A 19784-nucleotide genomic window follows, 5' to 3' on the forward strand; every position below is an offset into this window, starting at 1 on the left:
ATGAAATTCCTTTTCTACACCCATTCGCTAGTGTCCGACTGGAACCACGGCAATGCGCATTTCCTGCGCGGGGTGATGCGCGATCTCGTCAACCGCGGCCACGGCGCCGAGGCGCTGGAGCCGGTGTCCTCATGGAGCCGGATGAACCTCGAGGCCGATCAGGGGCAGGCGCCCGTCGCCGCCTTCACGCGCACCTTCCCGGACCTTCCGGTGCGCCGATATGGCGCCGACTTCGACCACGAGGCGGCGCTCGACGCGGCGGATGTCGTGGTGGTGCATGAATGGACGGATCCCGCACTGGTCGCGCGCATCGGCCGGGCAAGGGCCGGGGGAGGGCGGTTCCTGCTGCTGTTCCACGACACCCATCACCGCGCGGTCAGTGCCGATGCCGAGATCGGCGCGCTGGACCTGTCCGGCCATGACGGCATCCTCGTCTTCGGCGAGACGCTGCGCGAAACCTATGAAAGGGCGGGCTGGGGCCGGCAGGTCTTCACCTGGCACGAGGCCGCCGACGATTCGATCTTCCGCCCCCTGCCGGCCGAGGCCGAGGGCGACCTGATCTGGATCGGCAACTGGGGCGACGGCGAGCGCAGCGCGGAACTGGCGGAATACCTGATCGAGCCGGTCAAACGCCTTGGCCTGCGCGCCGCGGTGCATGGCGTGCGCTATCCGGCCGAGGCGCTGGAGCGGCTTTCGGCCGCCGGCATCGACTTCCGCGGCTGGATCCCCAATGCCGAGGTGCCGCGCGCCTTCGGTCGGCACCGCGTCACTGTCCACGTTCCGCGCCGACCCTATGTGGAGGCGCTGCCCGGCATCCCGACCATCCGCGTCTTCGAGGCGCTGGCCTGCGGCATCCCGCTGGTCTCGGCGCCGTGGAACGATGCGGAAGGGCTGTTCCGCACCGGATCGGACTACCTTCTGGCGCGCGACGGGGCCGAGATGGAGCGTCACCTGCGCGCCATCCTGCACGACCGCGATCTGGCCGAGGCGCTGGCCGAACACGGCCTTGCCACGATCCGCTCGCGTCACACCTGCCGCCACCGCGTCGACGAACTGCTCGCCATCGTCGCGCGGCTCGGCCTGCCCGCTGCAGCGTCGGAGGTCGCATGACGAAAAGCATCGCCTTCTTCGGGTCGAGCCTGCTCTCGGCCTACTGGAACGGGGCAGCCACCTACTATCGCGGCATGATCCGCGCCCTTGCGGACCGGGGCTACCGGGTCACCTTCCACGAGCCCGACGTCTACGACCGGCAGCGGAACCGCGACATCGACCCTCCGCCGTGGTGCCGTGTGGTGGTCTATGACGGCACGGTCGAGGCGCTCCGGCGTGCGGCGCGGGGGGCCTCGCAGGCTGACATCGTGGTCAAGTGCTCGGGCGTGGGCTTCGAGGACGACCTGCTGCTCGAGGAGGTGCTGTCGGCCGCGCGCCCGGATGCCCTGCGGGTGTTCTGGGATGTGGACGCCCCGGCGACGCTGGCGGCGATGCAGGCCGCGCCCGACCACCCGCTGCGGCTGGCGCTGCCGCGGATCGACCTCGTGCTGACCTATGGCGGCGGAGAGCCGGTGGTGCGCGCCTATCGCGCGCTGGGCGCCCATGCCTGCGTTCCGGTCTACAACGCGCTCGATCCCGAGACGCACCATCCCGTGGCGCCGCAGGACCGCTTCGCCGGCGATCTGGCGTTCCTCGGCAATCGCCTGCCGGATCGGGACGACCGCGTGAAGGATTTTTTCATCGGACCCGCCGAGCGCGTGCCAGACGCGGGCTTCCTGCTCGGCGGCTCTGGCTGGCAGGACGTGGCGCTGCCTGCGAACGTGCGCCGGCTGGGCCATGTCGGGACCGGAGATCACAACGCGCTGAACGGCTCGTCGCGGCTGGTGCTGAACATCGCGCGCGACAGCATGGCGGCGAACGGCTTCTCGCCCGCCACGCGCGTGTTCGAGGCGGCGGGCGCCGCGGCCTGCCTCGTGACCGACGCCTGGGAAGGGATCGAGATGTTCCTTGTTCCGGACCGCGAGGTTCTGGTGGCGCGCGATGGCCGGGACGTGGCCGACCTGGTGCGCGAGGTGGGCCACGAGCGCGCGCGGCTGATCGGCGAGGCCGCGATGCGGCGGGTGCTGACCGAGCATACCTATGCCCACCGCGCCGCGCAGGCGGATGAACTCTTCAACCGGCACGCGCGCCGGGTGGAGGCCGCGGAATGAGCTTCGACATCGTGATCATCGGGCTGGCGCTGTCCTCGTCCTGGGGCAACGGACATGCGACGACCTACCGCGCGCTCCTCCGCGGCCTTGCGGCCGAGGGGCATCGGGTGCTGTTCCTTGAACGCGACGTGCCATGGTATGCGGCGAACCGCGACCTGCCCGAGCCGGACTTCTGCGACCTCCGGCTTTACGGATCGGTCTCGGACCTGACCGGCCGCTGGGCGGCCCGCCTGCGATCCGCCGATGCGGTGATCATCGGCTCCTACGTGCCGGAGGGGCGCGAGGTCATCGACGCGGTGGCGGCACTCGGCCCGCGGCTGCTGTGCTTCTACGACATCGACACGCCCGTCACGATGGACCTGCTGGACCGGCGGGAAGAGGAGTTCCTCGCGGCCCGACAGGTGCCGCGGTTCGATATCTACTTCTCGTTCTCGGGCGGCGAGGTTCTGCGTCATCTGGAAGAGTCTCGCGGCGCGCGCGAGGCGTGCGCGCTCTACTGCTCGGTGGATCCGGAGCACTACCGGCCGGTTCCGGTCGAACCGCGGTGGGACCTTGGCTACCTCGGCACCTACAGCCCGGACCGCCAGCCGACGCTCGAGGCGTTGCTGATCGAGCCGGCCCGCCGCCTGCCCGGGCGACGCTTCGTCGTGGCCGGCCCCTCCTATCCCGACGGGATCGACTGGCCCGCCAATGTCGAGCGCATCGAGCATCTGGCGCCGGGCGATCATGCCCCCTTCTACAGCAGCCAGCGCTACACGCTGAACGTGACGCGCGCGGCGATGCGGCGGATGGGCTGGTCGCCCTCGGTCCGCCTGTTCGAGGCGGCGGCCTGCGGGGTGCCGGTGATCTCGGACGATTGGCGCGGGCTGGACGAGTTGCTGCCCGACGGCGAGGCCATCCTGATCGCGAGCACACCGGAGGATGTGGTGCGGATCCTGGAAGCCGGCGAGGGGATACGGCAGTCGATCGGTCGCGCCGCGCGGGCGCGGGTGCTGGAGGGCCATACCGGGCAGGCAAGGGCGCTGGAACTGGTTGAGGCGCTGCGCCGGCGCAGTGTGCGGGCGGCCTGACCGGGCAGGGCAAGGTAGGCGGTGGCAGGGCGCAGGTTGCGCCACCAGAACGGAGATTTCCATGCTGAAGAAAACCGCCCAGAAGACCATACTCGTCGCCGGAGGCGCGGGCTTCGTCGGGTCGCACCTTTGCGAGGCGCTGCTGCGACAAGGCCATCGCGTGATCTGCCTCGACAGCTTCCTGACCGGCAACATCGAGAACGTGCGCGCGCTCTGCGCCTTCCGCGAGTTCCGGCTGGTGCGGCAGGACGTGATCGAGCCGATCCGCCTGTCCGAGGCGCTCGACAGGGTCTACAACCTCGCAAGCCCCGCATCGCCGCCGCAGTATCAGGCCGATCCGATCCACACGATGATGACGAATGTCGTGGGCACGCGGAACCTGCTGGCGCTGGCGGCCGAGCACGGCGCGACCTTCCTTCAGGCCTCGACCTCGGAAGTCTATGGCGATCCCGAGGTTCATCCGCAGTCCGAGGACTATCGCGGAAGCGTCAACTGCACCGGTTCGCGCGCCTGCTACGACGAGGGCAAGCGCGCGGCCGAGGCGCTCTGCTTCGACTATCGCCGGCGCGGCACGGCGGACGTGCGGGTGGCGCGGATCTTCAACACCTACGGCCCGCACATGCGTGCGGACGACGGACGGATCGTGTCCAACCTGATCGTGCAGGCGCTGAAGGGAGAGCCGCTGACCATCTACGGCTCGGGCGAGCAGACGCGCTCGTTCTGCTATGTCTCGGATCTGGTGGAGGGGCTGATGGCGTTGATGGAGGTCGGCGACGCGCCCGACGGCGCCGTGAACCTCGGCAACCCCTCCGAATTCACCGTCACGGCGCTGGCGCACCTCGTACAGCGGATGGTGCCCTCGGCCGCGGGTATCGTGCACCGGCCACTGCCCGAGGATGACCCGCGCCGGCGTCGCCCCGACATCCGCCGCGCAAGGGACCTGCTGGGATGGGAACCGCGCGTGCCGCTGTCCGAAGGGCTGCCGCAGACCGCGGCATGGTTCGTGAACCATCTGGCGGGCAGCCTGCCGCCGCCCGCCCGTCCGGGTCGAAGGGCAGCGGCCGCAAGCGCCTGACCGGCAAGCCCCTCCTGCCGTCGCCGCCAGTTTCCTGCAGAGAGATGTGCACATCACGTCCTGCGCGAGGCCATACGTTTGGCTTTCGCGCGGGGCGCGAAAGTATGGCAACATTGTGGCGCTGCATCCGAACTGTGCCATCCGGGTTGCCGGAAGTATGCAAGGCACCCGAAGTCCCGTCGTTTTTCCGCCTCTCCCGCCGTGTATCGGTTTGCTCGCGCTCTGGTTGATCCTGTGATCCGTCCGGGCGAGCCAGATCGGCCGGAGGGACACAGGTGCACATCACCCACGACAACAACAGCTTCCTCGTTTCAACCTGGGATGCCGGGCAGTCCTATCTGACCCACTGGTCCGAGAACAACGTCATCGTCGGCGATGACGGCCGCATCGGGTTGAAATTGTCGCGCGCCCCGGACAGCACGACGCGTCCGTGGATCGGCGGCGAGATCCAGTCGGAGGAAGCCTTCACCACCGGCTCGTGGAGCTGGATGGCGCAGGCGCCGGAAATGGTGGATGGCGCGGTCTTTGGCCTGTTTCTCTACCAAGCGGACTACCGCACACAGCCATGGCGCGAATACGACATCGAGTTCGTCGGCGGGGACACCACGCAGATGGAGGTAACGGTGCACTTCCTCGACAGTTCGGGGCGCCATGTGACGACGGTCGACAAACATGTCATCGACCTGGGCTTCGATGCCTCGGACGCGCCGCATGTCTATTCCATCGACGTGACCTCGACCAATGCGATCTTCCGCGTGGACGGCGAGGTGGTCGATGTGATCGACGCCTCGGACGTGCAGGGCGGTGTCTGGGATCCCGGCCCGCTGAAGAGCCTCGCGGACCTCTGGGTCACGACGCCCGATATGGCGCAGTGGGCCGGCACCTGGCGGGATCCGGGCGTGCCGCTGACCGGCTATGTCGAGAACATCCGCCTGCCGGACGACAGCACGCTGTTCGGCAACCGATCGGCGAATGCGATCACCGGCACGGCCGCGGCGGACCTGATCTATGGCTTCGGCGGCAACGACACGCTGAGCGGCGGCGCAGGCGCCGACCGCCTGCAGGGCGGGGCCGGCAACGACACCTATCTGGTCGCCGATGCGGCGGACCGCGTGGTGGAGCGTGCGGGCGAGGGCACCGACGTCATCAAGAGCTCGGTCAGCTGGACGCTGGCGGCCAATGTCGAGCAGCTCATCCTGACCGGCCGGACTGCCATCGACGGCACGGGGAACGCCCTCGCGAACCTGCTGGTCGGCAACAGCGCGGCCAACCGGCTGCAGGGGGGCGGCGGAAACGACCGGCTGGAAGGGCGCGAGGGCAACGACGTGCTCAACACCGCGTCGGGCAACGACCGGCTGCTGGGCAACAGCGGCCACGACCGCCTGATCGGCGCCGGAGGCAGCGACACCATGAGCGGCGGCTGGGGGAACGACACCTTCGTCTTCTCAAGCGGAAGCGGTAACGACGTCATCACGGATTTCATCGCCGCCGGAACGGACGACCGGCTGGAGATCAGCGGCTACGCTGCGGTCCAGCAGCTGCGTCAGGTCGGGGCGGACACGCTGGTCGTCCTGTCCGCCACCGACAGCATCCTGCTGACCAACGTGCAATCCTCGGCCCTGACGGCGGGCGACTTCGTCTTCGTCTAGGACGGCATCGGGGACCCGATTGCGGCCTCGGCCGCGGTCACCAGATCGCTGCGCGTCAGCGGCTTGCCCAGCACTCCGGCAAACCGGGGGTTGGCCTTGCCGACGCGGCTGCGCCAGTCGGGCAGGGCAGTGATGAGCAGGACCGGCAGGCCGGGCGCGATCCCGTGCACGGCCTGCGCGAGGTCCGCGCCGGTCAGGTGCGGCATGTCGTAATCCGTCACCAACAGGTCCCACATGCCGGGATCGTCGCGCACCGCCTGCAGCGCGTCGCGCGGGTCGGCACAGGGCACCACCTCGGCCCCCGCCTGTTCGAGGAAGGCCGACAGCACGCGCAGCACATCGGCATTGTCATCGACCACCAGCGCCAGCCGGCCCGTCAGTTGCCCGGTCAGCGCCGCCGGGGCCGAGGGCGTGGCAGGGCTTTCGGGCATCGGGTGCACCTCGATCGGCCAGAGCACGGTGAAGCAGGTGCCTCGCCCCGGCTCGCTGTCGAGCGCGATGGCGCCATGATTGGCCGACAGCACGCCCGACACGATCGCAAGCCCGAGCCCCGTGCCCGCGGCGCCCTTGGTGGAAAAATACGGCTGGAACACCTTCGCCTGGGTCTCGCGGTCGATACCCGGGCCGTTGTCGGTCACGGTCATCGAGACATAGCGTTGGTCGGCGCTCGGGGTGCCGGCGGCGAACGCGGCTTCCAGGTGCCCGGCATCGGCGATCGTCAGGGCGACGGAGATCTCGTAGCCGGCCGGCCGTGGCGGGGCGACGGCGATGGCGTCGCGCGCGTTGATCACCAGGTTCAGCACGACCTGCAGGATGTCGGTCGGATCCGCCTCGACCTCGATCGGAGTGTCGGGCAGCGACAGGATCAGGCGGGTCTGGTTCCGCAGGCTGGGCCGCACCAGATCCGCCGCCTCGCGCAGCAGGGCGCGCAGGTCGAGTCGCGACCGGTTGCTCTGCCGCTGGCCGAGGCTGAGGAAGCGACGGACAAGCGCGCCGGCCTGCTCGGTCGCGGCGATGATGCGGTGGGCATGGGTCTCGGCCGCGCCGGCCTTCAGGTCACGGATCAGCGTGGCGGATCCGCCGATCGCCGCCAGCAGGTTGTTGAGGTCATGCGCCAGACCCGAGGCAAGCTGGCCGATCACCTCGCGCCGCTGCGCCATCTGCAACTCTTCCCGCAGCCGTGTCTGCTCGCTCTGCTCGCGCAGGCGCTTGGAGATGTCGCGCGAGATGCAGATGATCCCGCCATCGGCCTTGAGCGTCAGCGAGACCTCCTGAGGCAAGTCGCTGCCATCGACCTTCCGGCCGATGACCTCGCCGCGCCATCCGCCCTCGAGCTCCAGCACCGGGAAGGCGGTGGTCGAGATGTGGTCGGCGACCTCGGGCGTGTAGAGGTCGCGCCACGAGCGGCCAAGGATCTCTGCCGGGCTGCCGATGCCGAACATCTCGCGGTGGGCGGGGTTCATGTAGACATAGCGCCCCTTTGCATCGACGATGGCGATGCCGTCCTGCGATGCGTCCATGGCCGTGGTCAGGTCGGCCCGTGCGTTCTGCTCGGCCCGCTTCAGCGCGGTGATGTCCACCGTGAGCCCGACCCGTCCGCCGTCGGGCGTCGATCGCTCCAGCACCCGGAGCCACCTGCCGTCGGCAAGAAGCTGCTCCTCTTCGTTGTGGTCCTTGCGGTGCGCAACCAGACGCTCGGCGATCCACTCCTCCTCGCGGCCGCGGGCTTCGACGACCTCGCCCGCGCGGATGCCCTCGCGCACGATCTCCTCGAAGGTGGCGCCGGGGCGGATCGCGGGCGCGGAGGCGGGATAATACTCGCGATACCGCGCATTGCAGAGCACGAGCCGGTCATCGGCATCGAAATAGGCAAAGGCATCGGGCAGCACGTCCACCGCCGCCGCAAGCTGGCGACGCGCGGCCAGCGCATCCTCGGCCGTGGCGGCAAGCTGGGCCTCGTGCCGCTTGTGGGCGGAGATGTCGTTCGCGACCGCCATGTAGCCGGTGATCGCCCCCTCCGCGCTTCTCAGCGGCTGGATCGTCAGGTCGTACCACGCCGACTGGCCGTTGCGCAGATTGGCCAGAAGTTCCGCCCGGCCGGGCTGTCCCGCCTGCAGCAGCGTCTGAAGCCGGTCGGTCGGGCATTGGCCGTCCCGGCAGTTCAGAACCGCGCAGAGCGGCTTGCCCTGCGCCTCGTGCAGCGAATATCCGGTCTGTGTCTCGAAGGCCATGTTGGCCCATTCGATGCGCTGGCGGGCGTCGGTGATGATCACGAGGTTCGACGTAAGCTGCACGATCATGCCCAGACGCTCGACCTTCTCGCGCTGCGCATGGTCCTGGGTCGTGTCGCGGATCACCACGAGGTAGCCGGGCCGGCCGCCCGGTTCGGCCGGCGGCAGGCTGGCTGCCGAGGCGGAGTGCCAGTGGATGCCGTCGTCCAGCCGGATCCGGTATTCCTGGCCCGCCGCGGTGCCGTGGCGATCCACCTCGCCCATGAGGTTGCACGCCACCGCCGCGACCTCGGCCGGCAGGACCTCGCCGACCGGCTTGCCGATCAGCGACTCGCAGTGCAGGGGCAGAGGGCGGAGCCCGCCGGCATGCCAGCGCACGAACCGCCCCTCGGCGTCGAGTTCCAGTGTCAGGTCAGGCAGGGCCCGGAACGTGGCCTTCAGCCGGTTGTGTTCCTCCCGCAGAGCCTGCTGGGTGCGGAGGATCTCGGCCTCTGCCTCGCGGCGGGCAAGCAGGCTGCCGATGGCGGTGGCGACCGGGCGGAGCAGCGAGATCTCGCACGGCAGGAACGGACGCCGGTCCTGCAGGGCCTCGAGATGCAGGCAACCGGCGAGTCGGCTGCCCTCGAACATCGGCAGGACGAGCAGCGACCTCAGGCCGAGCCTCTCAAGCCCGACCTTTTCGGGCCGGTCGGCGGGCAGGGCGGCGACATCGGGGATGCAGACCGGCTCATCCCGTTCAAGCTCCGCACGCCAGACCACGACCGGAGGCACGTCCGCGGGGCGACGGGCGCTGCCGGGACGCGTCCATTGATGCGAGACGGATGCCGCGCCGCCGCGCAGGCGCAGGACATGGCTGCGATCGGATCCGTAGCAGGCGCCGAGGCTGGCGAGCGCATGGTCAATGGCCTCATCCGCCCCGGCGGGGGCGGCGCGCAGCAGGTCGTTCAGCACCTCGGCCAGGACATCCTGAAGCCGGCTCAGCCGGTCGAAGGCGTCGCGACGATCCTGCGCGGGGTCAACGGCAGACGGGCTGTCCGAAGCGGACACGGCGAATGCTCCCATCATTCCGGAGAGGACCCGGTTTGAGAGAGCGACGGCACAAGGAGGGCTGCCATCTGACCTTTACTCCTCCTCACCTACATGCAACCTGCGGCCCCGGCCTCCCTGAGGATCGACCCGGGCCACTGCTTCGAGTCTGCGGGGATCCTGCACGACATCACTTGCGGAAGATTTAATCGCTTTGTGAACGGAAAGCGCGGTTCGTTTCGCTATCCGGACCCCTACTTTCGCATGGGTGGTGCTGCGGCACATGACGCAGCGTCATACAATTCCCATCCGCTTTGCGGCCAGGATGGCGTGGGCGCGGTTTCGGGCGCCCAGCTTGTCAAAGATCGGACGCAGGCGGGACTCGAGATCCTCGCCACCGATTCGGGCAAGGATTGCCTCGGTCGAGCACCCTTCGGCGAGTTCGCGCAGGATGGTCCGCTCGTCCTCGGTCAGAAGCGCCCCGTCGGCTGCGGGAACCGGCTCCGCGGACCGGGGTTCGGCCACCGAAGGCTGGGGAAGGGCGGGTTCGGCGGCCGCAGCCCGGACCGCTTCGGTGATCGCGCCGAAACGGGTCTTCGGCAGGAAGCCCCGGACGCCGAGGCGACGTGCGCCCTCGACTATCTCGGCCGGCAGGTTGCCCGACATCAGCAGCACCGGTCGGCCGCCATTGGCCGTGATGGTGCGCCCCACACCGCGCAGGTCCTCGATTCCCGGCATGAAGTAGTCGAGCAGGATGACATCGAACGGGCCATGTGCGGCAATCCGTCCGAGCACGCCCTCCAGGTCCTCGGCCCCTTCGGCCACCATGTCGGGCTCGCGCGCAAGAAGGTTCAGGATGAGTTCCCGCACCAGGGGCTGGTCATCGGCGACGAGAACGGAAATCGGTCCTTCCAAGGCTGACGGCTGGTTCATCCGGTGGCCTTTGCTGGTTTGTGGGGCGGCCATCGCGCGGGCCGCTCGCGTCTCGGGCTTCGGGTGCGGCTGACCTTAAGGGCGCCGCACCCCGTTGCGCATTCCGATTCAGCAGGAGGAGCAGGCGGCGGGCCGGTAGCCTTCGCCCACCAGCCGACCCATGCCGCCGACGACGTTGACGACCGGATGCTCGGTCAGCGGGGCGATGGCCGCGGCGGCCGCGGCCGAGCGCCGGCCGGAGCGGCAGATCAGCGCGATCGGCTGCCCCGCAACAAGGCGGGGACCCACCGCGTCAAGGAAGCTCTGCGGATCGCGATACGACACCAGGACGGCATTCGGCAGGACACCGGTGGCCTGCCACTCGTCGGGTTCCCGGATGTCGACCACCAGGGCGGGGCCGTCGATCAGTTCCGAGGCGGTGGGGGCGGCCTGCACCACATCGCCCGCCCGGGCGGCGGGACCCACGAACTGCAGGGCGGCCACAAGGGCCATCAGCATGCGCATCATGCGGAACTCCGTAACTTGCACAGCCCGGATGTGGCAGCCCCGCGCCTGCCGGTCAAGCGCCTCAGCAGATTCGCGGAAGCTGCTCGCCCACCAGCATGTCCACGATGCGGCTGCCGCCGAAGGCGGTGGTCATGCGCACCTGCCCGGGATGCGCCTCGACCGCACGGCCGATGGCTGTCGCGCCCGCACCCTCGGGCAGGGCACGCATGGCGGCCAGCGCGGCGGGCGCCTCGGCCTCCGGCACGAACAGCACAAGCCGCCCCTCGTTGGCCAGGTAGAGCGGATCGAGGCCCAGGATCTCGCACATCCCCCGCACCTCCTCGCGCAGGGGCAGGGTGGCTTCGTCGATCACGATCCCGGTGCGGGAGGCCTGCGCCATCTCGTTCAGGACCGAGGCGACGCCGCCCCGCGTCGCGTCGCGGGCTGCCCGGGTGCCGGGCGCGGCGGCCAGCACCGCCTCCATCAGATGGCCGAGCGCGGCGCAGTCCGACTTCAGGTCGGTGGACAGCGCCAGATCTCCGCGCGCGGCAAGGATGGTGGCGCCGTGGTCGCCCAGCACGCCGTTCACCAGCGCCACGTCGCCCGGCCGGATCGCCCCGGCGTGGATGTCGCGGCCGGGCGGGATAACCCCGATCCCCGAGGTCGTCACGAACAGCCCGTCCGCCGCGCCCCGTCCGACCACCTTGGTGTCGCCGGTGACGATCCGGATGCCGGCCGCCGCGGCCTCGGCCGCCATGGTGGCCACGATGCGGCGCAGCAGCGCGACCTCGGTGCCTTCCTCGATGATGAAGGCTGCCGACAGCCACAGCGGCCGCGCCCCGCCCACCGCCAGATCATTGACCGTGCCGCAGATCGCGAGCTTGCCGATGTCGCCGCCGGGAAACTCCAGCGGCGTCACGACGTAACTGTCCGTGGTGAAGGCCAGCCGCGCGCCGGGTTCGGCCAGCGCCTCGGCGCTCAGGCGGGCCTGATCCTCCATGCCCGGCGGCTGGAAGACCGAGGCGAAGACCTCGTCGATCAGGTCGCGCATCGCCTGTCCGCCGCCGCCGTGCGCCAGCGTCACATGAGTGTCCCTGAGGGCCATCGTCCTGTCCTTCGAATTTCCGGAAGTATTATTCGGCCGCCAGACCCCGCGCCCCGCCATATTGCCAGTAGGCGGCGCAGGCGCCCTCCGAACTGACCATCAGCGCGCCGAGCGGCATTTCCGGCGTGCAGCCGCGGCCGAACTGCGGGCAGGCCGTGGGCTTGATCCGCCCTGTCATCACCGCCCCGCAGGCGCAGCCCTCGGGCTCGGGTTGCGGCTGGCGGCCGGCACCGTAGCCCACGCCGAACTTCCGTTCGGAATCCCAGTCGGAAAAGGCTTCGCGGATGCGCAGGCCCGAGGCGTCGATCTCGCCCAAACCCCGCCATTCGAAGCTCGGACGCCGCTCGTAGACCTCGGCAATGGCTGCGAGGCTGACCGCGTTGCCATGCTCGGGCACCACGCGGGCATACTGGTTCTCGACCTCGGCCCGGCCTTCGGCGATTTGCGTCAGCACCATCAGCACCGATTGCAGCAGGTCGGTCGGCTCGAACCCGGCCACCACGATCGGCTTGCCGTAGTCGCGCGGGATGAAGTCGTAGGGATGGGTGCCGATGACCATGCTGACATGGCCGGGGCCGATGAAGCCGTCGAGCAGCATGTCCGGATCGTCGAGCAGCGCCTTGATCGGCTCGGGCACCGTGATGTGGTTGCAGAAGACGCTGAAGTTCCGCAGGCCCTCGCGCGCGGCCTGCTGGATCGAGAGCGCGGTCGAAGGGGTCGTCGTCTCGAAGCCGAGGCCGAAGAACACCACCTCCCGGTCCGGGTTCCGCCGCGCCAGCTCCAGCGCGTCGAGCGGCGAATACACCATGCGGATGTCCGCCCCGCGCGCCTTGGCCTGGAGCAGCGATCCGCGCGTTCCCGGCACGCGCATGGCGTCTCCGAAGGTGGTGAAGATCACCTCCGGCCGCTCGGCGATCTCGATGCATTCGTCCACCCGGCTCATCGGCAGGACGCAGACCGGGCAGCCGGGGCCGTGGATGAACTCGATCCCCTCGTGCACCAGCTTGTCGAGGCCGTAGCGGAAGATCGCATGGGTGTGGCCCCCGCAGATCTCCATGATGTGGCAGGGCTTCTCGCGAGTGGCGCCGATCTGGTCGGCGCGCGCGGCGATGGCGGAAAGCAGGCTGCGGGCGAGCGCCGGGTCGCGGAATTCGGATGCGAACTTCACGGCTGCACCTCCAGCGCCTTCGCGCCTTCCGCCATCGCGACCAGCGTCTCCTGCGCCTCGCCCAGATCGCGCAGCGCCTCGAGCGTCTTCTGCGCCTCGTCCTCGTCGATCAGGCTCATGGCGAAGCCGACGTGGATCAGCGCCCAGCGGCCGACCAGATCCTGAAGCGCGCCGTCCGCGACGCAGGCGACGTTCACCTCGCGGCGCACGCCCGACACCTCGGCCATCGCCATCAGGCGCGCCTCGTCGGTGATGGCCGTGATGCGGCCGGGAATGCCGAGGCACATGTCAGTCTTCCTCCTCCTCAGGGACCAGGCGCCCGGCCGGGTCCGCAATTCCGTAGCGGTCGAGCTTGGCGCGCAAGCCGACGCGGCTGAGACCCAGTTCGGCCGCGGCACGGCTCTTGTTCCAGCGGTGGCGCGTCAGCGTCTCGCGCAGGATGCGCATCTCGATCAGTTCCACCCGGTCCTTCAGCGTGCCGTCCGCCGTCAGCACGCCTTCGGCCGAGCGGTCGGCCCCGCCCTCGCCAGGGGCGGCCTGCAGGATCGGGCGCGAGATCAGGTCGGCCGTCAGCGCCTTGCCTTGAGCGAAGATCAGCATCCGCGTGATCTCGTTCGCCAGTTCCCGCAGGTTGCCCGGCCAGTCGTAGTTCTCGAGGAATTCGAGCGCCGCCGCCTCGATCTCGTGCACCGGCTTGCCATGGGTTGCCGCCAGATCCGCGAGCAGCGCTTGCGCCAGGATCGCCACGTCGCCCCGCCGGGCGCGCAGCGGGGGCACGGCGATCTCGCCCGCCGACAGCGCATAGTAGAGGTCGGCGCGGAACTGACCCTCGGCCACCAGCGTCCGCAGGTCGCGGTGCGAGCCGGCGATGAGGCGCAGGTTCGTGGTCAGTGTCTCCTGCCCGCCCACCGGGCTGAAGGCCCCGCTCGCCAGCACCCGCATCAGCGCCATCTGCAGCGCGGGAGAGGCGGTGTCGATTGCGCCGACATAGAGCGTGCCGCGATCGGCCTTCTGCGCCAGCCCGATGCGCGTCGAGTTGCCCGCCGCCACGCCGCGCTTGGCGCCGAAAAGTTCGATGGCCGCCAGATCCTCGGGCACGCCCTGAAGGTTGAACTCGTGGAACGGCCGATCCGACCGCAGCGAGCCGTAATGCATCGCCCGCGCCAGCTGCGCCTTGGCCGTCCCCGGCTCGCCGGTCAACAGCACCGGCACGTCGAAGCTGGCGTATTGGCGGGCGGCCGCGACCACTGCGTTCATCGGCGAGGAGGGCGCGCGGAGGATGCTTTCGAACCCCATCCCCTCGCGCAGCGCACGGCGGCGCTTCTCCAGCCGGCTCTCGACCGTCGAGGTCAGGAACCGCATTTCCAGCGCCAGCCGCTCGTTCTCGCGCGCCAGCTGGAACAGGCGCGAGGCGTTCTTTGCCGCCATCACAAGCTGATCCGGCAGCCACGGCTTCGTCAGGAACTGGTGGATGCCCGCATCGTTGATCGCCGCCACCATCGCCGAGGCATCGGTATAGCCGGTCAGGATGATCCGCACCGTCTCGGGCCAGCGCTCGCGTGCCTGAGCGAGGAACTCGACCCCCGTCATCCCCGGCATCCGCTGGTCCGAGATGATGACCTGCACCCACTGATCCTCGAGGATGCGAAGCGCCTCCTCGCCGCCTGCAGCCGTGGCGACCTCGAAATCGTCCTCGAGCGCCATCCGCATCGCGTTCAGCGAATGCGGCTCGTCATCGACCAGGAGGACGAGGGGTCGGGTGGTCATCAGCCGCGCGTCCCGAGCATCTTGGCCGTGCGGCGCGCGGAAAGCCATTTCAGCCAGCCGTCCATGCCTTCCCCGGTGCGGGCCGAGACGCGGAGGATCTCGATCGTCGGGTTCACCCGGCGCAGGTTCGCCTCGTAGAGGTCGAGGTCCACGTCGCAATGCGGCGCGAGGTCGAGCTTGTTCAGGATCGCGAGCCGCGCCGCGGTGAACATGTCCGGGTATTTCAGTGGCTTGTCTTCGCCTTCGGTCACCGAGAGGATCGCGACCTTCGCATCCTCGCCCAGATCGAAGGCGGCAGGGCAGACGAGGTTGCCGACGTTCTCGATGAAGAGATGCGAACCGGGGGCGAGGTTGAGATCGTCAATCGCATGGCCGACCATGTGCGCATCCAGATGGCAGCCCTTGCCGGTATTGACCTGCACCGCGGGCGCGCCGGTCGCCCGGATGCGGTCGGCGTCGTTCGAGGTCTGCTGGTCGCCCTCGATCACCGCGAGCGGCGTGTCGCCGAGAAGTGAAATCGTTTTGCACAGAAGCGTGGTCTTGCCCGAGCCGGGAGACGAGACAAGGTTCACCGCATGAACGCCCAGCTGGCGCAGCCGGTGGCGATTCGCCATCGCGTGGATGTTGTTCTTCGACAGGATGTCGGTCTCGACCTCGATCAGCCTCTCCTGGCTCATGCCCGGGACGCTGACGCCGGCCGGGCCGAGGCCGTGGTGATGATGGTGATGCCCATGTCCATGGGAATGGCCATGCCCAGCGTCGAAGGTGATCGTGTCGCCGCATCCGCAGACGGTGCACATCAGTGGACCTCCATGTCCTTGATCCGCATTTCATCGCCCGCAACGGGCATCAGCTTGCCGCCACCGCAGCGGGGGCAGGGGGCAAAGCGGTCGTCGATCTCGACCTCGTCGCCGCAGTCGTAGCAAAGCGCCCGGCCCGGCAGGTCGAGGATCTCGAGCCGCGCGCCCTCGGCCGGGCTGCCGCGCATCACCACGTCGAAGGCGAAGGTCAGCGCCGCCTTCTCGACCCCGGCGAAGCGGCCGATCTCCAGTCGCAACACCTTGACGCTGGCGAAGCCATGGCGCCGGGCCTGATCCTCGACGATGCCGCGGATCCCCTCGCAGAGCGACATTTCATGCATGGGCCACCTCGGCAAAGCGGACCGGCACGCAGGGGTCGAGGATCGCCACCACAAGCGGCGCCAGGTTCCCGGCGTCTGCGGGCAGGGTGGCAAGGCTGCGCGCCAGCACGCCACCGGGGGCCAGCAGGTGATCGGTCGGCGTGGTGCGGGCAAAGGCACGCACGAGGCCGCCCTCGGTCCGTGCCCGCACGGCATAGCTGCCGCGCGCAGCCGGAACCACGGCGGTTGCGTCCTCCAGCCGGATCGGCGCGGGCAGCGGCAGCGACAGGTCCACCAGGCGGCCGAGCGCACGCCAGAGCGGCCCCTTGCCCCACAGCCCCCCTGCCGCGACAAGCAGCGGATGGTCCTGCCGCCGCGCGGCCGGGGAATTGTCGCAGGCGCTGGCGGTCATGGCGGTATCGGGGCTCACCGCGGGCAGGTCAGCCGTGGCGCCACCCGCCGGAAACAGCCGGAGCAGCGTTGCGAACAGCGGGTGACGCCGCACCCAGTCCTCCAGCGCGGCGGCGGCGGGAAGCCCGGGCAGGTCATGGGCCGGCAGGCCGAGCAGCTTCGGCCAGAGCAGGCCCAGCTTCAGGCGGTGCTCGCGCGCAACCTCGGCCGACAGGTCCGAACCGGCCGGCAGCGGCAGATCCAGCGCAAGCCGCACCGCCGTGGCCTGCGCCACAGGGCAGAGGTTGAAGATCCGCGGCAGAAGCTCGGCCGCGGCCTCGGGGCTGCGCCCGAGCATCAGCGCCTCGACCGGCAGGGCCGGGGCGGGGTCGAGCCGCCAGCCCTCGGGTCCGGGCCGGATGGTCAGGGCGCCCGTCATCAGCCTTCGGCCATGCCTGCCGTGATGACCGCGCGGCGACTGGGTTCGGGATCGAGCGCGGGCGGCGCAGGCGGTGCAAGCTCGGCCTCGCGCAGGGCGCGGATGTCAGCGGCGCGGTCGGTTTCGGCCCGCACCCCCTGGTCGAACAGCGCCAGCATCACGGCGCGGGCCACCTCGACCGCCTGAAGCTGGCTGTTGAAGTCGCTCATCGGCGAGAAGAGCGAGCAGGCCTTGTAGCCGCCACCCATCGCCCGGACATTGTGGATGAACTCGTATTCGCCCGAGGGGAAGGCGATCTGCTCCTTCGCGCCCGGCGTCAGCGCGGACCAGTCCTCGTCCGGGCCGGGCAGCATCACGAGGTTCATGAACCAGGGGGCGACCAGCACGCCCAGCGGTCGGCCTTCGTGCAGGCGGAAGCCCACGGCCTCGACGTGCAGCGACTTGTTCACCAGCGGCACGTCGCGCATGCGCGAGTGCCAGATGTCCTCGAAATCCGAGACGAGACGCGCCACCCGCTCGGCCACCTCGCCCGAGGCAGCCTCGGCCTCCGGATCCGAAAGGACCATGAACTGGTTTTTCGGCGCACCGCAGTTCGGGCATCCCCAGTCTTCGGGCAGGGCCGAGAACGGCGTGCCGGGCAGGATCTGCCGGAAGTCGTCGCCCACCGCCGGATCGTAGGGCGTCCAGCAGATCTTGCATTCCATCACCGCCAGCGCGCCGATCCGGTCGTTGGCGCCGAGGTAGGAGCCCTCGAAGCCGCTCATCGGATCGCCTCGAGCACTTCGAGGATGCGCGCTGCGCTGTCCTCCAGATCCTCGCGTGCGGCCAGGGCGACCGGCGGCATCGTCGTGACCTCGAACGTGTCGAGGATCAGCGTGTCCATGGAGTTGAAGAACTGCACGCGCCAGACGTTCGGCGTGGCCGTGGCCGTGATCCGGCAGTTGCCGTAGCCGCGCGACAGGATCGTGACCGCGCCTTCGCCCAGCATCCGGTCGAGCCAGACAAGGTCCTCCTCGGTATGCGGAAGCAGGCTCAGGTTGATGACGTGCGGCTCGTCACCCGCCCGCCACGTCGCGGACTTCTCGATCAGTTCGGCCAGCAGGGCGGGCGCGTTCACCACGCCCTCGGGCTTGCGGCCGGTGGGGGTCAGGGCCTGACGGAAGGGCGCGAAGGCGCGGGCCAGCGCGGCCGCGGGCACCGGGCCCACCTCGATGCGGTCGGCGCCGGCGCCCGCCACGCTCCAGACGCCGGCGAAGACGCTCTCCTGCGCCATCAGCGCCGGAACGCCGCGCAGGCGCATCGAAACCTCGCCCTGTCCCATGGTCTCGGCCAGCAGCCGCCGGTTCGCCTCGTCGAGGTCCGAGATGTCGAAGGCCACCGTCTCGCCGGTCCTGGCGCAGGTGTCGCAGGCGGCAGCGATCCGCGCCATGAGCCCGGTGGCTGCGGCCACCTGCACCGCATCGGCCACCTCCGGCACATGGGTCGAATAGGTGCGCATCCCCGAGGGCAGCGCCAGATAGGCGAGGTCGGCATCCTCGTCCGTGGGCTGCGATCCGGGTCCGAAGCCTGTCGGGGGAAGGTGGAAGGACGTCATGAAAAATCCTTTCAGGCGGCGGCCATGCCGAGGAGGTGGGAGATGCGCGCCATGTAGTCGCTCCAGTCGCGGATCTTCTCGATCGAGCCGAGGTAGCGGCCCTCGCGGTAGAACAGGAAGCCGGGCGTGCGCAGGGCGCGGGTCGCGTCGCGCAACGCGGCCTCGATGCCGTCGTCGACGATGGCGCAGTCGAAGGCGCGCTGGAAGGTCATGACAAGCTCGGGCAGGACCACGGCGGCATCCGTGGTCTCGAGGTTGCGCACCGGATCGCCGGGGATGAACAGGCAGTGCGCGCCGGGCCGCGCGGTGAAGTCCGCGACCTCGCCCATCGTGCGCAGGCGGGGCCAGCCGAGTTCGGTTTCGAGCCGGTCGATCAGCGGGTGGGTCATGAGGTCATCCGTGGCTCTGGCCGGCGTCGAGCGCGGCCTGCAGGTGGGGGGGAAGGCTCGGGGCGCGGTCGAGGTCGGCGAAGGCGTCACCCACCTCTCCCCCCGCCATGACCGAGCGCAGGGCATCGAGAGCGGCAGCAATCTGCGCTGCCGACTCGGCCGTGATGATCTCGCGTGCTGTGCCGAGGAAACAGAGCACCCAGTCGCCGGCCACCGCCTCGGGCACGAGGCTCAGGTCCACGAGAGAGGCCCGGGTGCCGTCCGTCGCGGTGCCGGCGATGCCCTCGACCGACAGCAGGCGCAGCGGGTCGCCGACGCACATCAGGCCGATTCCGGGAAGAAGCGGGCGTCGCCGATCCGGCAGGCCGCCTCGGCGGAGGGGCGGCCCCTCTCGTAGGCATCCCGGCGCAGCGAGGCATCGGCAAGGCCCTCGGCCGCGCTTTGCCCGGGCAGCGGCGTGACCCCCCAGAAGGCGAGCTCCGCCAGCGCCAGATCGATGGCGGGCCCGATCCGTTCGGCCACGGCGGGCCGCAGGCTGCCGCCGTAATCCTCCAGCTCCTCGGGCTGGCAGCCGATCAGAGTCAGGCGCGACGGGCAGCGGCCCAGGAACTGCGCCGTGGCCAGCACGTCCTGAAAGCCGGTCTGGTGCAGGCTCATCTTCTTGGCGCCCATGAAGGCCGGAACCTCGTCATCGCGCACCACCAGAAGCGAGCCGGGCGCGAGACCGTAATCCACCGCGTCGAAGACCAGAAGCGCATCGGCCTCCTCGAGGAACGGAAGCAGGTAGAGACCCTGCGTGCCGCCGTCGAGCAGCTTCACCGAAGGCGGGAAGGCATGCGAGGCGGCGAGCGTCTCGATGCAGCGGGGGCCAAACCCCTCGTCCGCCCAGAGCACGTTGCCGATACCAAGGACGAGCACCCTCGCGGGTGGCGATGCTGGCATGGTTCCTCCCTCCCCCCGGCCGCCGATGGCAGCAGACTTTTCGCCCCGGCCGTGCATTCGACAATATGGTTTGCAGTTCCCCGCGGAAGCGCAAAAACGGATGGGGCCGCGACATTTTGACATCCGTCTGTGTCGAAACGATTATTTGCCGTCGCAGCGGGGTGGTTCAGGCCGGGAAGTGGAAGGAGTCCTTCCGGAT

At 69.7% G+C, this 19784-nt stretch carries 20 protein-coding genes; 5 read left to right on the forward strand and 15 right to left on the reverse strand.

The genetic code is table 11. The annotated features are described in order from the left end of the window. From CK951_RS03885 to CK951_RS03905, 5 genes are all read left to right on the forward strand, one after another. Window positions 1-1110 (forward strand): glycosyltransferase, encoded by a 1110-nt coding sequence (locus CK951_RS03885; protein WP_096784904.1) that lies wholly within the window; start codon window positions 1-3, stop codon window positions 1108-1110. Then, window positions 1107-2201, forward strand: coding sequence for a glycosyltransferase (locus CK951_RS03890; RefSeq protein ID WP_096784905.1), 1095 nt, complete (start codon window positions 1107-1109; stop codon window positions 2199-2201). Before CK951_RS03885 ends, CK951_RS03890 begins: the two co-directional genes overlap by 4 nt. Then, window positions 2198-3271 carry a glycosyltransferase gene (locus CK951_RS03895; protein ID WP_096784906.1) on the forward strand — a complete coding sequence of 358 codons (1074 nt, stop codon included), beginning with the start codon at window positions 2198-2200 and terminating at the stop codon, window positions 3269-3271. The genes CK951_RS03890 and CK951_RS03895 overlap by 4 nt, the downstream gene beginning before the upstream one ends. A gap of 61 nt (window positions 3272-3332) precedes the next feature. Continuing rightward, window positions 3333-4346, forward strand: a complete 1014-nt coding sequence (locus CK951_RS03900; RefSeq protein ID WP_096784907.1) for a UDP-glucuronic acid decarboxylase family protein — start codon at window positions 3333-3335, stop codon at window positions 4344-4346. Between the two features lie 275 nt (window positions 4347-4621). Beyond that, on the forward strand, window positions 4622-5995 hold the full coding sequence (locus CK951_RS03905; RefSeq protein ID WP_096784908.1) for a family 16 glycosylhydrolase: 1374 nt from the start codon (window positions 4622-4624) through the stop codon (window positions 5993-5995). On the opposite strand, the gene CK951_RS03910 is transcribed toward CK951_RS03905, so the two are convergent. The 15 genes from CK951_RS03910 to CK951_RS03980 form a co-directional block, all read right to left on the reverse strand. Next, entirely contained in the window at window positions 5992-9273 is a 3282-nt protein-coding gene (locus CK951_RS03910) for a PAS domain-containing protein (protein WP_198402399.1), read from the reverse strand. The two genes, CK951_RS03905 and CK951_RS03910, sit on opposite strands and share 4 nt — an antisense overlap. Before the next feature lie 273 nt (window positions 9274-9546). After that, window positions 9547-10122 carry a DNA-binding response regulator gene (locus CK951_RS03915; protein WP_232520675.1) on the reverse strand — a complete coding sequence of 192 codons (576 nt, stop codon included), beginning with the start codon at window positions 10120-10122 and terminating at the stop codon, window positions 9547-9549. A 171-nt stretch (window positions 10123-10293) separates the two neighbouring features. Beyond that, window positions 10294-10692, reverse strand: coding sequence for a rhodanese-like domain-containing protein (locus CK951_RS03920; RefSeq protein ID WP_096784910.1), 399 nt, complete (start codon window positions 10690-10692; stop codon window positions 10294-10296). A gap of 61 nt (window positions 10693-10753) precedes the next feature. Further along, the gene (gene hypE, locus CK951_RS03925; protein ID WP_096784911.1) at window positions 10754-11776 is read right to left on the reverse strand and encodes a hydrogenase expression/formation protein HypE; all 1023 of its coding nucleotides are present in this window, start codon (window positions 11774-11776) and stop codon (window positions 10754-10756) included. Between the two features lie 28 nt (window positions 11777-11804). Further along, window positions 11805-12944, reverse strand: a complete 1140-nt coding sequence (gene hypD, locus CK951_RS03930; RefSeq protein ID WP_096784912.1) for a hydrogenase formation protein HypD — start codon at window positions 12942-12944, stop codon at window positions 11805-11807. Beyond that, window positions 12941-13231, reverse strand: a complete 291-nt coding sequence (gene hypC, locus CK951_RS03935) for a HypC/HybG/HupF family hydrogenase formation chaperone (RefSeq protein WP_096784913.1) — start codon at window positions 13229-13231, stop codon at window positions 12941-12943. The genes hypD and hypC overlap by 4 nt, the downstream gene beginning before the upstream one ends. Window position 13232: 1 nt before the next feature. Continuing rightward, entirely contained in the window at window positions 13233-14759 is a 1527-nt protein-coding gene (locus CK951_RS03940; RefSeq protein ID WP_096784914.1) for a sigma-54 dependent transcriptional regulator, read from the reverse strand. Further along, on the reverse strand, window positions 14711-15511 hold the full coding sequence (hypB, locus tag CK951_RS03945; protein ID WP_096784915.1) for a hydrogenase nickel incorporation protein HypB: 801 nt from the start codon (window positions 15509-15511) through the stop codon (window positions 14711-14713). Before hypB ends, CK951_RS03940 begins: the two co-directional genes overlap by 49 nt. Next, a complete protein-coding gene (gene hypA, locus CK951_RS03950) occupies window positions 15511-15852 on the reverse strand; it encodes a hydrogenase maturation nickel metallochaperone HypA (protein ID WP_096784916.1) in 342 nt (113 codons plus the stop codon). The genes hypB and hypA overlap by 1 nt, the downstream gene beginning before the upstream one ends. Further along, window positions 15845-16660 carry a HupK protein gene (locus CK951_RS03955; protein WP_096784917.1) on the reverse strand — a complete coding sequence of 272 codons (816 nt, stop codon included), beginning with the start codon at window positions 16658-16660 and terminating at the stop codon, window positions 15845-15847. The genes hypA and CK951_RS03955 overlap by 8 nt, the downstream gene beginning before the upstream one ends. Further along, window positions 16660-17424, reverse strand: coding sequence for a [NiFe]-hydrogenase assembly chaperone HybE (gene hybE / locus CK951_RS03960; RefSeq protein WP_096784918.1), 765 nt, complete (start codon window positions 17422-17424; stop codon window positions 16660-16662). The genes CK951_RS03955 and hybE overlap by 1 nt, the downstream gene beginning before the upstream one ends. After that, window positions 17421-18254, reverse strand: coding sequence for a hydrogenase expression/formation protein (locus CK951_RS03965; protein ID WP_096784919.1), 834 nt, complete (start codon window positions 18252-18254; stop codon window positions 17421-17423). The genes hybE and CK951_RS03965 overlap by 4 nt, the downstream gene beginning before the upstream one ends. Window positions 18255-18265: 11 nt before the next feature. Further along, the gene (locus tag CK951_RS03970; protein ID WP_096784920.1) at window positions 18266-18643 is read right to left on the reverse strand and encodes a hydrogenase accessory protein; all 378 of its coding nucleotides are present in this window, start codon (window positions 18641-18643) and stop codon (window positions 18266-18268) included. A 4-nt stretch (window positions 18644-18647) separates the two neighbouring features. Then, window positions 18648-18965 (reverse strand): HypC/HybG/HupF family hydrogenase formation chaperone, encoded by a 318-nt coding sequence (locus CK951_RS03975; RefSeq protein ID WP_096784921.1) that lies wholly within the window; start codon window positions 18963-18965, stop codon window positions 18648-18650. After that, on the reverse strand, window positions 18965-19585 hold the full coding sequence (locus CK951_RS03980; protein ID WP_096784922.1) for a HyaD/HybD family hydrogenase maturation endopeptidase: 621 nt from the start codon (window positions 19583-19585) through the stop codon (window positions 18965-18967). The genes CK951_RS03975 and CK951_RS03980 overlap by 1 nt, the downstream gene beginning before the upstream one ends. Between the last annotated feature and the right edge of the window lie 199 nt (window positions 19586-19784).

It is taken from the genome of Rhodobacter sp. CZR27, assembly GCF_002407205.1.
Lineage (GTDB): Bacteria > Pseudomonadota > Alphaproteobacteria > Rhodobacterales > Rhodobacteraceae > Cereibacter_A.

Excerpts from the sequence above, each read along its gene's own strand:
- CK951_RS03885 (WP_096784904.1), top strand. The coding sequence starts at position 1 with ATGAAATTCCTTTTCTACACCCATTCGCTAGTGTCCGACTGGAACCAC.
- CK951_RS03890 (WP_096784905.1), top strand. The coding sequence starts at position 1,107 with ATGACGAAAAGCATCGCCTTCTTCGGGTCGAGCCTGCTCTCGGCCTAC.
- CK951_RS03895 (WP_096784906.1), top strand. The coding sequence starts at position 2,198 with ATGAGCTTCGACATCGTGATCATCGGGCTGGCGCTGTCCTCGTCCTGG.
- CK951_RS03900 (WP_096784907.1), top strand. The coding sequence starts at position 3,333 with ATGCTGAAGAAAACCGCCCAGAAGACCATACTCGTCGCCGGAGGCGCG.
- CK951_RS03920 (WP_096784910.1), bottom strand. The coding sequence starts at position 10,692 with ATGATGCGCATGCTGATGGCCCTTGTGGCCGCCCTGCAGTTCGTGGGT.
- hypE (WP_096784911.1), bottom strand. The coding sequence starts at position 11,776 with ATGGCCCTCAGGGACACTCATGTGACGCTGGCGCACGGCGGCGGCGGA.
- hypC (WP_096784913.1), bottom strand. The coding sequence starts at position 13,231 with ATGTGCCTCGGCATTCCCGGCCGCATCACGGCCATCACCGACGAGGCG.
- CK951_RS03940 (WP_096784914.1), bottom strand. The coding sequence starts at position 14,759 with ATGGCTTTCCGCGCGCCGCACGGCCAAGATGCTCGGGACGCGCGGCTG.
- hypB (WP_096784915.1), bottom strand. The coding sequence starts at position 15,511 with ATGTGCACCGTCTGCGGATGCGGCGACACGATCACCTTCGACGCTGGG.
- hypA (WP_096784916.1), bottom strand. The coding sequence starts at position 15,852 with ATGCATGAAATGTCGCTCTGCGAGGGGATCCGCGGCATCGTCGAGGAT.
- CK951_RS03955 (WP_096784917.1), bottom strand. The coding sequence starts at position 16,660 with ATGACGGGCGCCCTGACCATCCGGCCCGGACCCGAGGGCTGGCGGCTC.
- hybE (WP_096784918.1), bottom strand. The coding sequence starts at position 17,424 with ATGAGCGGCTTCGAGGGCTCCTACCTCGGCGCCAACGACCGGATCGGC.
- CK951_RS03965 (WP_096784919.1), bottom strand. The coding sequence starts at position 18,254 with ATGACGTCCTTCCACCTTCCCCCGACAGGCTTCGGACCCGGATCGCAG.
- CK951_RS03970 (WP_096784920.1), bottom strand. The coding sequence starts at position 18,643 with ATGACCCACCCGCTGATCGACCGGCTCGAAACCGAACTCGGCTGGCCC.
- CK951_RS03975 (WP_096784921.1), bottom strand. The coding sequence starts at position 18,965 with ATGTGCGTCGGCGACCCGCTGCGCCTGCTGTCGGTCGAGGGCATCGCC.
- CK951_RS03980 (WP_096784922.1), bottom strand. The coding sequence starts at position 19,585 with ATGCCAGCATCGCCACCCGCGAGGGTGCTCGTCCTTGGTATCGGCAAC.